Consider the following 12,323-nt stretch of genomic DNA (forward strand, 5'->3'; position numbering starts at 1 on the left):
CTCAGGCAGGCAGTACGGCAATCATCCCTTTCGAGCCAATAAGCTTGGCAAACTGTCCGAGGCGCTTGCGAAGGCGCTCGCCCTCAAAGGTCGACAAATTGGCTGGCAGCCGCAGGATAACCATTTCATCATCGGCCAGAACGGATGTCTGCGGCAAGACGCCGGGCATGGACGCACTCAACAGGGACGCCACCCGGAGTGCTGCTCCCAGGATCCGCGCACGCTGGCTCAAACGCTCTGTTGAGAGCTTGCGGACCACAGGTGAAAGGCCGTCCTCATTCAAGCCCTGATGACGGTAGAAGACTGCTGCCGCCAAATAGGCGCGCGCCGCATGATCCAGCCCGACGAAGGCTGCATTGGAGATAATGTTGAGGCTTTGCTCTCCACGGTAATCAGGATGAGCGCGCCAGCCGATGTCGGACAAAAGGCAGGCCGCATGGCGCAGATGCCGCTCCTGTCCCGTTTCCTCGATCTCGAGTGCTTCAAAAATACCGTCCGTCCACGCAATCAGTTCCTCTGCGTGTTCCGGAGAGCGCGCGCGCAAGATGGAAAGTTCTCGGGCAGCTTCAATGACCGGATCCTGCACCTGAATTTCCGCCGGCAGCTTTTCATGCAAAAGCCCCTCGCGCACGCCCGTCGCCGACAAGACGACCTTGTCAGCGCGCATGGAGCGCAGGATCTGCTCCAGTACGACAGCCCCAAAGGGCACAAGTGCGCGACGCTGCTTGGACACGACCTCGGCTGAATCGACGCCTTCCAGATTGACCTTTTGCAGTGACTTGCAGAAGGCAATAGCCTCCTGGCCATCAATCTCGTAGTTGTGCATCACATGCAGCGGATATTTCTTCTGCTTCTGGTGCAGCCGCGCAAGAGAGCGCCACGTCCCGCCAACCGCGTAAAATACGCGCTCGCCATCGGCCATGTCCGGCCACGTGTACTCGGACAGGCATTCTTCGGCGATTTTCTGCGCCTTGGAGATCTTGCCGTCTGCCTCTTCCTGAATGCGCAGGCCACCAAGCGGAAACGTGGTGCCCCTGCCCGGTTTGTTTCCGGCCAATTGCACCAGCTCCAGACTGCCGCCCCCCATATCGCCGACGATGCCGCGAGGTTCCCAGAAACCGGCGACGACCCCAAGAGCCGAATAAAAGGCTTCCTCGTTACCATCCAGAATCCGGACAGGCTCACCCAGAACCTCCTCCACGCGCGCAACGAACTCAGCCCCGTTTTCTGCGTCACGAGCGGCGGCGGTGGCAATGACATGGGTCTCCTGAACCCCGATGTGATCTGACAGCGCACGAAAGCGCTTCACGGCGCCGAGCGCGATTTCAATCGATTCATCGGACAACCGGCCAGATGCCGCGATGCCGCGGCCCAATCCTGCGAGAACTTTCTCGTTGAAAAGCATAGTCGGCGTCCGAGCCTTGCGCTCATAGACAACCAGACGCACAGAGTTGGACCCGATGTCGACCACTGCGATGGGACCAGTGCCATTGAGCCGACCCCGGGCCGGAGAAAAACTACCTGTCATTTCGTCCAATTTTCACCTTAGCCACGTTCCGGGCGCTTTAGAAACGGACGCGGGCGATCACTCTTGAGCGACTTTCCACGACCGGACAGTGACGGATTTGTCATGAAATAGCGATGGGCATTGAAGGGTTCCTCGCTGGGAGCAGGAACAACCCGTTCATGGCTTCCGTCTGGCAGGATGCGCCAGCTTTGCTGGTTGTCCTTGAGGTTTGCGACCATGATCTGGTCGAGCACCTGTTCGTGCACCGTTGCGGTCTGCAGCGGCACTAGAACCTCAACACGACGGTCGATGTTACGCGGCATCAAATCAGCTGAACCGATGTAGACATGCGCTTGTGGTGACGGCAGGCCGTGCCCGTTGCCGAAACAGAAGATCCGCGAATGCTCGAGAAAACGTCCGACGATGGATTTGACGCGGATGTTCTCAGACAGGCCAGGAATACCAGGGCGGAGACAGCAAATACCGCGAATGATCAGGTCAACTTGAACACCGGCTTCACTTGCTCGGTAAAGAGCATCGATGATCTGTGGATCGACGAGTGAATTCATCTTCATCCAGATCTGTGCCGGACGTCCCGCCTTGGCATGGCCAATCTCGGCCTCCGTCAGCTCCAGCATGCGCGAGCGCAAATTGACAGGAGATACCGCAAGGGCCTTCAACTCTGCAGGTTCTGCATAGCCCGTGATGTAGTTGAAAACACGGGCCGCTTCCTGGGCGATGTTCGGATCGTCGGTGAAGAATGACAGATCCTCGTAAATCCGGGCGGTGATCGGGTGATAGTTACCAGTCCCGATGTGGCAATAAGTCTTGAGCTCACCATGTTCACGCCGCACGACCATGGACAGCTTCGAGTGGGTCTTCAGCTCGATAAAGCCGAAGACAACCTGAACCCCCGCACGTTCCAGATCACGTGCCCATTTGATATTGGCCGCTTCATCAAAGCGAGCCTTCAACTCGACAAGGGCGGTGACCGACTTGCCCGCTTCAGCAGCCTCGGCCAGAGCCTTGACGATGGGTGAATTTCTCGACGTGCGATAGAGCGTCTGCTTGATCGCAACGACATCGGGATCCTGCGCCGCCTGCCGCAGATACTGAACGACCACATCGAAGGATTCGTAGGGGTGATGGACGACGATATCCTTCTGTCGGATCGCGGCGAAACAATCACCGCCGTGCTCGCGGATCCGCTCCGGGAAACGGGCCGTGTATGGCTCGAACTTGAGGTCATTGCGCTCAAGGTCGACCAGCTGCGACAGATTGTTAAGCGCGAGAAGGCCGTCGGCAAGGAAGATCTCGTGCTCTTCGACATCCAGTGCGTCGGCGACGAACTCGCGCAAGGCTGGCGGCGTCGTGTCCTGGATTTCCAGCCGAATGACCGATCCGCGGCGTCGGCGCTTCAATGCGCTTTCGAACAGACGTACCAGATCCTCTGCTTCTTCTTCAATCTCCAGGTCGCTGTCGCGAATGACGCGAAATGCACCCTTTCCGAGGATCTCGTAGCCCGGGAAGAGCCTGCCGATGAAAAGACCGATCACGCGTTCGATCGCAACGAAACGGGACGCTCCCCCAGCCCCGTCAGGCAGCTGGACGAAGCGAGCGACCTGACCGGGAATACGGAGCAAGGCGATCATCCCGCGTCCGCCCCCGACCGGGGCAAGCTGGAAGACGATCGAGAAACCAAGGTTGGGTATGAACGGGAAGGGGTGAGCTGGGTCAATCGCAAGCGGCGTCAGCACCGGAAAAATGTAGGACAGGAAATGATCTTCCAACCATGACCGGTCCTCGTCGCTGATCGTCCGGGTGTCGAGGATCTCAATGCCTTTTTCTGCAACCTCGGCCCTGAGCTCACGCCAGATCGACTGTTGCGACGCCTGCAGGCCGCGCACGGCCTCGGAGATCTTTTCGAGTTGCTCGGTCGGCCCAAGGCCATCATCCGAGCGATGGGTCACGTCCGCCCTTTGCTGACCGCGCAGGCCTGCAACGCGTACCATGAAGAACTCATCGAGATTGTTCGCTGAAATGGAAAGGAAGCGCACCCGCTCAAGAAGCGGATGGTTGCGGTTCATCGCTTCTTCGAGAACCCGGTGATTGAACTGAAGCCATGACAGCTCCCGGTTCATGAAACGGGCGGGAGAATTCGCAAGATCGCTGATCTCGGTTCCCGGATCCGTCGTCAGCGAGTTGGGGGCGCTCGCCGATGCCTCAACTGCCTTTGATAGATCGACGTTCTCGTTCATCCCCGTCTCCTTCACGCTGGCAGTTTCCAGCGTACAACCTGACTTCCTGAAACCTGGACAGACGGACTGCCCAGCGCTGTTTCAAACGTTTCAGCCGTTGCCCGCCTGTACGACTTCGAGCACCCTTCCCGCAAGAGGCTTTGTGATCTTCACGCGGCCTGCAAGTGCTTCCCGATCAATGGCTTCCACAGCCCTGCCCGCAACGCCCAAAGACCGCTCCATGCGGACAACCAGATATTCGACTACTCCTGGATCAATGACAATTTGACGATCTGCGAAGAGTTTCACCAGGACCTGACGCAAAAGATTGTCGTCTGGCTCGAGAATTTCGACGGGGGTCGCGGCCCTCAGCCGAGACACCAGATCAGGAAGGGTCAGGTTCCAGGCCGTCGGCCACGTACGGCTGGTGATCAGAACGCGTACGCCCGCCTGACGAGCGGCATTGAGCAGATGAAACAAGGCCGTCTCATCCACACCTTTATGCGCATCTTCCAAGGCAACGGCGCCAGCCGCAACCAGGCCCGTCACGCTTTCGACCGTCAGATCTGCAGCCGCGAGAACCGATGCGCCTGTGTCCTCATGCCATGCTTCCACCAGATGGGTCTTGCCGGCGCCAACCGGTCCGGCCAGGACAACAACAGCCGAGGGCCAGTCCGGCCAACGTTCGAGAAGATCGAATGCGGCGCGGTTGGAGCTGCCGACGAGATAGTCATCCCGGCCCAGCGCCTGCTCATGCGGCAATTCCAAGGGCAGCTGACGAGGTGGTTCCGCCATATCTTAAAGCGCCTATTCCTCAGGGGTCGCCTCCTGGCGCCCGGTCCCCGTGTACAATGGGCTCGCTAGGTACTGCCTCAAGGCGAAACGCGCAAGTACACCGATCATGGCGGCTGCGGGAACGGCAATCAGCATCCCCACAAATCCAAAGAGATATCCAAAGGCAAACAGCGCAAACATCAAAGCGACCGGATGCAAGCCCGTGCTCTCTCCGACCAATTTGGGCTGAAGGACATTTCCCTCCAGAAACTGGCCAATCGCGAAGATGATACCAACCACAACGATCATGGTCCAATCTGGCCAGAACTGGACCAAAGCAACACCGAGCGAAACGATAAATCCAAGCCCTGCGCCCACAAAGGGAATAAAGCTGACGAGGCCGGCGCCCATACCGATGAGAAGGCCAAAGTTCAGCCCGGCCAGCATGAGACAAATGGCATAAAACAGTCCCAAGAGCACACAGACTGAGACTTGGCCACGCACGAAGCCAGCAACGGCCGTATCCATTTCCCCTGCGAGAGAACGGATCGTCGTAAGGTGCTGACGCGGCAACCAGCCGTCGATCCGCGCGACCATACGGTCCCAGTCCAGCAAGAGATAAAACGCAACAACCGGTGTGACGACGAAGAGCGACAGCACAGAGAGAAGCGCCTGTCCGCCGCTCCAGATCGATTTGGCAAGTCCTGCAACCCATCCAGCACCTTGACCGATCAAATCTCCCATGGACGACTGCAGATCCTCACCGGTCAAACCGGACATGCCAAGCAACCGCTCTCCAAGATTGCTCGAGAGGAGGCCTTGAAGCTGTTTCACCAATTCGGGAAGCTTTTCGAGGAATGCCGCGAGCTGATTTCCAAGAACCGGCAGCACCATGAGGAAAAACATCACGAGAACCACGACAAAGGCAAAGAGGATGCAGAGCGTTGCCCAAAGGCGCCCCATCCCCTTCGTTTCAAGCCAGTCACAAACCGGGTCGAGCAGGTAGGCGACCGCCATACCGGCCACAAATGGCAGCAGCACCTCTGAGAAAACCATCATGAACGCGATGAAAGCAATCAGCGACAGCAGCCAGAACTGAACGTGTCGGCGAAGGTTCATTTCAGTTTCTCCATGTTCGTGCGATCCGGCTCTGCGAGTGTCCGTTGACTGTTAAGCCGCTCAAGTTCCTTCGCACTTAGGAATGTCGACCGGAAAAGGTCAAGACCGCGAGGCGGTCCGGCGTCCTGTGGCAAACGCTCAAAGGATCGGGCATTTGCAGGTTCTTCCACCTGTTTCCGCCATGCCAGGTCCTGCCCTCCCCTTGTATTCCGCACAGACAGCCTGTAAGCGCGTGCGTATCTGTTTGGATCCAAGCCGCATACATCGGAGAGCCTCATGAGTGACACCAAGCCCTCTGGAGATAACGGTCTGACATATGCCCAGTCCGGCGTCGACATCGATGCAGGCAATGAGCTCGTCCGGCGTATCAAGCCTCTGGTCAAGGCGACGGCCCGCCCAGGTGCTGACAGCGATATTGGCGGCTTTGGCGGCTTATTCGACGTCAAGGGAGCCGGTTTCAAGGATCCAATCCTGGTGGCAGCCAACGACGGTGTCGGCACAAAGCTCAAGATTGCTATCGATACGCGGCAACATCGCACGGTCGGGATCGACCTGGTTGCCATGTGCGTCAATGATTTGATCGTTCAGGGCGCCGAGCCTCTGTTCTTTCTGGACTACTTTGCCTGTGGCGCGCTCGATCTCGAGACGGCAACCGATGTGGTGGCCGGGATTGCAGACGGCTGCAAGATGGCGGGATCGGCTCTCATCGGCGGTGAGACGGCTGAAATGCCGGGTATGTACGCCGAAGACGACTATGACCTTGCCGGCTTCTCGGTCGGTGCGGTCGAGCGAGGAGAGATCCTGCCACGCAAGGATGTTGGCGCTGGCGACGTTCTGTTGGGCCTTGCATCCTCCGGCGTCCACTCCAATGGCTATTCCCTGGTCCGAAAGATCGTCGAGCTGTCAGGCCTGTCATGGGAGGACCCAGCTCCTTTCGCTGATGGCAAGTCCCTTGGCGAAGCTCTGATGACGCCGACCAAGATCTACGTGAAGCCGCTGCTTGCAGCTCTCAAGGGTTCGTCGGGCATCAAGGCTCTCGCCCATATCACCGGCGGCGGGCTTCCGGAAAACCTGCCCCGGGTTCTGCCGGCTGACACGTCGGCGACAATCGATCTGAGTGCGATCGATTGCCCTCCCGTCTTCAAATGGCTTTCAAAGTCTGGCGGCGTTGCCGAAGCGGAGATGCTGCGCACCTTTAACTGCGGGGTCGGCATGGTCGTCGTCGTCGCCGCAGATGAAGCTGACAAGATCAGCGAAATCCTCGCTGGTGAAGGAGAGACGGTTTTCCGTATCGGCGAGGTTTCCAACGCAGGGGACGCGCCGGTGCTCTTTGCCAACTCCCTGGGACTTGGCGAATGAGCCCCCGCAAAAAAGTCGCGGTGCTGATTTCCGGACGCGGCAGCAATATGATGTCGCTTATTTCCTCGGCCATGTCGCCAAGCTACCCCGCGGAAATCGGTCTTGTGGTGTCCAACAAGCCCGACGCCGCGGGTCTGGCCAAAGCAGCAGACCTTGGAATCAAGACCGCAGTGGTGGATCACCGGGACTACAAGGGCGACCGCGAGGCTTTCGAGCATGCGCTCAATGGCCTCCTGAAGGACAATGCCATCGAACTGGTGGCGCTCGCCGGATTCATGCGCCTGCTCACGCCTTTTTTGGTCAACGAGTGGCGCGACCGCATGATCAATATTCACCCGGCGCTGCTGCCAAGCTTCAAGGGGCTCAACACCCACGAGCGGGCGCTGGATGAGGGCGTCAAGCTGCATGGCGCCACCGTTCATTTCGTCTCTGCGGAAATGGATGACGGTCCGATCATCATGCAAGGCGCCGTGCCAGTGCTTGAGGACGACACGCCCGAAACCCTTGGTGCACGCGTCCTTGGCGTCGAGCATCAGATCTACCCCAGGGCCCTGGAACTGGTCGCAAATGGCAAAGCCAGGGTCAAAGGCCAGAAGGTGTCAACCGCCGACACTGACGCTGCAGGTTCTGACACTCTGATCGCGCCCTGATCCGATTTATCCCGTGTAGCTCTGCCTTCACTTTCGCTGCGTATTGAAACCCTGGTGCACAATCGGACTTGCTCCTGACATAGCGTTGTCAGGAGGCTGCATTCTGTCGTCCGATTTCAGCACCTTGGCGTCTTGCCGATCACGACCTGCGAGTGTCATCAGAGGAATGTTCTCCGAACCTCTTCACCTCACAGGAACGCACCAAAATGGCTGAGCCACTGAAATACCTTTTCAATGATGCACTGGTCGAAGGCATGGCAGACCATTTCTCACGCCATTGGTCAGAATTTGATGCAAGAGGCTTTCAGCAGAGCGTTCTGGATGGCTTTGACGAACTGGAGTTGAAACAGCGCTCCAACCGGGTTCTGGAGGGACTGAAAAACTATCTACCTCGGGACTATGAAAAAACTGCGGAGATCTTTCTCGCCTCGCTTGCTCCTGATGACGATGCAGATCTTGCAGGTGCAACGATTACAGAGGCGGGAATTGCAGGTTGGGCGATTGCACCGATGTGCGACTATGCCGGACAGCTTGGCGCCGAGCATTTCGACACGTCTATGGACCTGATGAAGGAGCTGACCAAGCGCCTGACAGCGGAGTTTGGCATCCGCTACATCCTCCTTCGTGAGCCGGAACGGTGTCTTCAAACGCTGGCAGGCTGGATCGACGACCCGAGCCGTCATGTACGCCGGCTCATCTCGGAAGGCACACGTCCCCGCCTGCCCTGGGCGATGAGGTTGCCCGCCTTTATGGCGGACCCCGCGCCGCTCCTGCCTTTGCTGGAAGCACTCAGAGATGACCCGGAGGAATATGTTCGGCGGTCGGTCGCCAATCATTTGAACGACATTTCCAAGGACCACCCGGATGTCATTGCCGATCTTGCCCGGCGCTGGAAGGACAATGGGAACAAAAACAGAGGCCGGTTGATCAAACACGCTTGCCGCAGTCTCATAAAGCAAGGCCATCCGGGTACATTGTCGGCCCTGGGTTATGGCAACCCGCAAATCTCGGTCGAGGCGTTTCATGCCACAGAGAGGATCACTCTCGGCGACGCGATTGAGTTCGGCATTACACTCACGTCAACAGCGGAAACGAAACAGCGTCTGGTGGTCGATTTCGTCATCCATCATCGCAAGGCCAACGGCAAAACCTCTCCGAAGGCCTTCAAATGGAAAACCTTCGAACTTGAGCCCGATCAGGACATCCATCTGGTGAAACGGCACAGCATTCGACCGATCACAACCCGCACCTATTATCCTGGGACACATGCGATCGAAGTTCAGATCAACGGACAGAGCGTTGCAAAGGCCGATTTCGAGTTGGAGATATAATTTTCTCAGGCGCTAAGCCTTGCGGATCCAAACAGCAGTGTCGTGAAACGCCGCGCCGCCATACGGAGCGACCGGATCGGCACCAACGAGCGTGTTGATGCCCTTGCCGTCCACAAAGGCATCGTTCGGCCAGATCCCTTCTGAGATCACCGTGCCTGGCGTTAGGTGCTCGTAAAACCGGGCATGCAGGGTGATGACGCCGCGGTCATTGCCCATCTTCACAAGATCGCCGTCTGATACGCCATAGAGGGCGGCCTCATCCGGAAGCAGCCAGACCTCGGGCCGCTTTTCCTTCTTCCGCCCACTCTCGGTTTCATTGAAGCTGGAATTGAGAAAGGAACGTGCTGGCGCAGTCACCAAACGGAAGGGGTGGCGATCGTCAGCAGCCTCGATGGCGTCCCATTGATCCGGCAGCTCTGGCATCGTTGTCCAGGGCCCCATCGCCTGCCCCGACGCAGGCTTGTTCGGCGCTGCAGAGCGGCCCCAATCGGGACGAAAATGAAACTTGCCGTCCTCGTGGCCGAAACCGTTGAGAAAGTGGGAGGTCTCAAAGTCAGGCTGCAGGTCGATCCAACGCGTGGTCTCCAGCTCCTCCAGGGTTCCGTAACCGGACTGCTGCAACATCCAGTCGATATGCTCGCGGGCGGTCATCTTGAAGCCTGGATGATCCGGGGCGCCGAGGCGGTGCGCCAGTTCGTTCAGAACATAGAGATTTTCCTTCGGTCCCTCGGGCCCCTCGACAACCTTTGGCCCCAACAACAGATGCTGCTGCCCGCCCCCCTTGTAGAGGTCATCGTGTTCGAGGAACTGGGTCGCGGGCAGGACGATGTCCGCCATTTGCGCCGTTTCGGTCATGAACTGCTCATGCACCACCGTGAAAAGATCCTCTCGAGCGAAGCCCTTTTTCACAAGCTCCTGTTCCGGGGTTACCGACACAGGATTGGTGTTTTGGATCAACATGGCCTTCACTGGCGGACCGCCGAGAAGTGCTGCCTCATCGCCGGTCAGCACACGGCCGATCAGGCTCTGGTCAAGTGCGCGGACAGACGGGTCCTTCAGATCGGTCGCTTCGACCATTGATTTGTCGAGTTCGTAGATGGCGCCATTGTTGTGGAAGACGCCGCCACCTTCATGCTGCCAGCACCCTGTCACGGCGCCGATGGAGGCTGCCGCATGCATACCGACCACGCCATTGCGAGAGCGGGTAAAACCATAGCCGAGACGGAAGTAGGTTCTGGGAACCTGGCCGATCAACAGGGCAACTTCTTCGATCTGTGCAACATCGAGCCCGGTGACAGCTGCCGCCCATTCAGGCGTCTTTGACTTTAGGTGCGCCTCAAGTTCGAGCGGACAATCGGTAAACCTGGCCAGATAGTCTTGGTCCGCCAGGTCATCGCGGAACAGAATATGCATGATCGCGCAAGCCAAAGCAGCATCTGTGCCTGGCTTCAGGACCAGTCCGATGTCCGCCTGTTTCATGGTCTCGGTCCGGTAGACATCGATCACGATGATCTTGGCGCCGCGCTTTTTGCGGGCTGCGATTGCATGGGTCATCACGTTGACCTGCGTGGCAACCGGGTTGGTCCCCCAAATGACGATCTGATCAGAGACGGCCATCTCGCGCGGGTCGGGACCCGCCAGCTTTCCGGTGCCGGCCACGTAGCCCGTCCAGGCCATGTTGGTGCAGATGCTGTCGAACTGGAGCGAATACCCCTTCGCATGTCGGAACCGGTGAATTGAATCGCGCTGAACCATCCCCATGGTACCGGCGTAATGATAGGGCCAGATGCTCTGCGCCCCGAACTCGGCTTCAATCTGCAGGAATTTTGCCGCGATCAGATCGAGAGCTTCATCCCAGGAAACCTCTGCGAAACGCCCTTCTCCCTTGGCGCTGATCCGGCGGAGCGGCTTCAAAAGGCGATCCGGGTGGTAGAGACGCTCGGAGTACCGCGCCACCTTCGCACAGATAACACCGGCCGTATAAGTGTTTAGCGCCGAACCACGCAGCCGCCCTACTTTTCCATCTTCCAGAAGCTCGACATCAAGTGCGCAGACCGATGGGCAATCGTGCGGACAGGTGGAAAATGCAGTTGGCTTAACAGGCTTGTTCATGGTGCCGATATCTTTCATGGAGACGCTGCAAAGTCATCGGGAACACGTCAACTGTCAAGCAAAAGCCCGCACAAGCGCGGGCCTTGACACCTCTGAATTCTAGTTCATTTGACTGATGACCTAACTACCCGAGCACGGCATCTTGCCGCCGCGACGTGCACCGTCGGGGCGTGGGCCGGCTCCTCTGGGGGGGCGCATTTCTGCGCCTTGGCCGAGACGTTCGCCGTGTCCCGCAAGCCGCGCCCGTCTCGCTCCGCCGCCCCTTTTCAAGCGGCTAAAGCTCTGATCAGGAGATCCCATCCAGCAACGGGGAATGAATGGAAAGCTATCGGTCAACACATAGTGATACGTGCCGTTCGGGTACGCGGGCGTTACCGCAAAGCGGCCGTTGCACTGGTCCAGATCGCCCTTGCCATCCTGATATGCGTAATCCTGTGTAAAGACGCCGTTGTAGGGGCCGCCGGGGCCGCTCGGCCGTGTGCCGGATTTTACAACGTAGCTGCTGTTCAGCTTCTTCATTGACGAAGGTTTGGCGGAATCTGAATAGCCATAGTTGCCATAGATCGGAAACCCATCCGCAGCATACCCAATCAGGGCCGGGCTCTTTCGACCGCCATTTTGAGCCATCAGACCGGTCGGGAGGCCGTGATAGTGGTAGGTACCGTCAGGCTGAACATGGGCGTTGAACTTGTCGAGGCCCAACCTGCAGGCTCCGCCCTTCGCCTCGTAGTTCCATCCCGACTGCCTGTCGTTTTGCCAGGTTTCAGCAGTTCCCGGATCCATGAGCACACCGTTCAGTCCAATGCCGAAAGGTTTGTTGCCGATGGCGGTTGCCTGGCTGTTCCTTTTCGGTTCAAGCGGTACGGAGAGCTGATAGTTCTTCGTGCTGATCGCATGCGGGTTGCCGCGATTGGGGAAATTACCCGGCGCAATGTCGGGATAACCGTTGGCAGTGATGATCCGCTTGTTGCCCGAAACAGAGAATGTCGCAGAAGCTTCCGCCTTCGCGACGAACATATCCCACAAGGCCTCGGCAGCCGTCTGCTCAATGACTTCCGATTCGCCCTGCAAATGCAGGCTGCTCTCATGGGCGCCAGCGCCACATTGCATCGAGATCAAAAAAGCGCCCGTGACCAGCGGCTGAAAAAGTTGATGTTCGAATTTCATGTCTCGTTCCCATGCCGTATTGGCCAAAGTCATCAGGAACTTGCGACGTCAAAACTTGATTTCCAAG

The 12,323-nt window shown here is 58.2% G+C and carries 9 protein-coding genes; 3 read left to right on the forward strand and 6 right to left on the reverse strand.

Annotated elements, in window-relative coordinates; genetic code table 11:
* Position 1: 1 nt before the first annotated feature.
* The 4 genes from ABJZ52_RS20760 to ABJZ52_RS20775 all read right to left on the reverse strand — a co-directional run bounded on the left by ABJZ52_RS20760 (position 2) and on the right by ABJZ52_RS20775 (position 5,637).
* On the reverse strand, positions 2-1,528 hold the full coding sequence (locus ABJZ52_RS20760) for a Ppx/GppA phosphatase family protein (protein WP_348190810.1): 1,527 nt from the start codon (positions 1,526-1,528) through the stop codon (positions 2-4).
* Positions 1,529-1,545: 17 nt separating this feature from the next.
* Positions 1,546-3,765 carry an RNA degradosome polyphosphate kinase gene (locus ABJZ52_RS20765; protein ID WP_348190812.1) on the reverse strand — a complete coding sequence of 740 codons (2,220 nt, stop codon included), beginning with the start codon at positions 3,763-3,765 and terminating at the stop codon, positions 1,546-1,548.
* A 90-nt stretch (positions 3,766-3,855) separates the two neighbouring features.
* Positions 3,856-4,539: a hypothetical protein gene (locus tag ABJZ52_RS20770; protein ID WP_348190815.1), complete on the reverse strand. Its 684-nt coding sequence runs from the start codon at positions 4,537-4,539 to the stop codon at positions 3,856-3,858.
* Between the two features lie 12 nt (positions 4,540-4,551).
* Positions 4,552-5,637: an AI-2E family transporter gene (locus ABJZ52_RS20775; protein WP_348190819.1), complete on the reverse strand. Its 1,086-nt coding sequence runs from the start codon at positions 5,635-5,637 to the stop codon at positions 4,552-4,554.
* A 276-nt stretch (positions 5,638-5,913) separates the two neighbouring features.
* Here ABJZ52_RS20775 and purM point away from each other — a divergent pair, with 276 nt between their 5' ends.
* From purM to ABJZ52_RS20790, 3 genes are all read left to right on the forward strand, one after another.
* The gene (gene purM / locus ABJZ52_RS20780; protein WP_348190822.1) at positions 5,914-6,996 is read left to right on the forward strand and encodes a phosphoribosylformylglycinamidine cyclo-ligase; all 1,083 of its coding nucleotides are present in this window, start codon (positions 5,914-5,916) and stop codon (positions 6,994-6,996) included.
* A complete protein-coding gene (gene purN, locus ABJZ52_RS20785) occupies positions 6,993-7,646 on the forward strand; it encodes a phosphoribosylglycinamide formyltransferase (protein WP_348190825.1) in 654 nt (217 codons plus the stop codon). The genes purM and purN overlap by 4 nt, the downstream gene beginning before the upstream one ends.
* A 206-nt stretch (positions 7,647-7,852) precedes the next feature.
* Positions 7,853-8,977: a DNA alkylation repair protein gene (locus ABJZ52_RS20790; RefSeq protein WP_348190827.1), complete on the forward strand. Its 1,125-nt coding sequence runs from the start codon at positions 7,853-7,855 to the stop codon at positions 8,975-8,977.
* Positions 8,978-8,989: 12 nt separating this feature from the next.
* Here the strand turns inward: ABJZ52_RS20790 and ABJZ52_RS20795 are convergent, their stop codons facing one another.
* The gene (locus ABJZ52_RS20795; protein WP_348190830.1) at positions 8,990-11,089 is read right to left on the reverse strand and encodes a molybdopterin oxidoreductase family protein; all 2,100 of its coding nucleotides are present in this window, start codon (positions 11,087-11,089) and stop codon (positions 8,990-8,992) included.
* 120 nt (positions 11,090-11,209) lie between these two features.
* Complete coding sequence (locus ABJZ52_RS20800) at positions 11,210-12,256, reverse strand: YHYH protein (protein WP_348190833.1); 1,047 nt, start codon at positions 12,254-12,256, stop codon at positions 11,210-11,212.
* Positions 12,257-12,323: the final 67 nt, after the last annotated feature.

The sequence above is a fragment of the Roseibium sp. genome (assembly GCF_039982295.1).
GTDB lineage: Bacteria > Pseudomonadota > Alphaproteobacteria > Rhizobiales > Stappiaceae > Roseibium.

Excerpts from the sequence above, each read along its gene's own strand:
- ABJZ52_RS20760 (WP_348190810.1), bottom strand. The coding sequence starts at position 1,528 with ATGACAGGTAGTTTTTCTCCGGCCCGGGGTCGGCTCAATGGCACTGGT.
- ABJZ52_RS20765 (WP_348190812.1), bottom strand. The coding sequence starts at position 3,765 with ATGAACGAGAACGTCGATCTATCAAAGGCAGTTGAGGCATCGGCGAGC.
- ABJZ52_RS20770 (WP_348190815.1), bottom strand. The coding sequence starts at position 4,539 with ATGGCGGAACCACCTCGTCAGCTGCCCTTGGAATTGCCGCATGAGCAG.
- ABJZ52_RS20775 (WP_348190819.1), bottom strand. The coding sequence starts at position 5,637 with ATGAACCTTCGCCGACACGTTCAGTTCTGGCTGCTGTCGCTGATTGCT.
- purM (WP_348190822.1), top strand. The coding sequence starts at position 5,914 with ATGAGTGACACCAAGCCCTCTGGAGATAACGGTCTGACATATGCCCAG.
- purN (WP_348190825.1), top strand. The coding sequence starts at position 6,993 with ATGAGCCCCCGCAAAAAAGTCGCGGTGCTGATTTCCGGACGCGGCAGC.
- ABJZ52_RS20790 (WP_348190827.1), top strand. The coding sequence starts at position 7,853 with ATGGCTGAGCCACTGAAATACCTTTTCAATGATGCACTGGTCGAAGGC.
- ABJZ52_RS20795 (WP_348190830.1), bottom strand. The coding sequence starts at position 11,089 with ATGAACAAGCCTGTTAAGCCAACTGCATTTTCCACCTGTCCGCACGAT.
- ABJZ52_RS20800 (WP_348190833.1), bottom strand. The coding sequence starts at position 12,256 with ATGAAATTCGAACATCAACTTTTTCAGCCGCTGGTCACGGGCGCTTTT.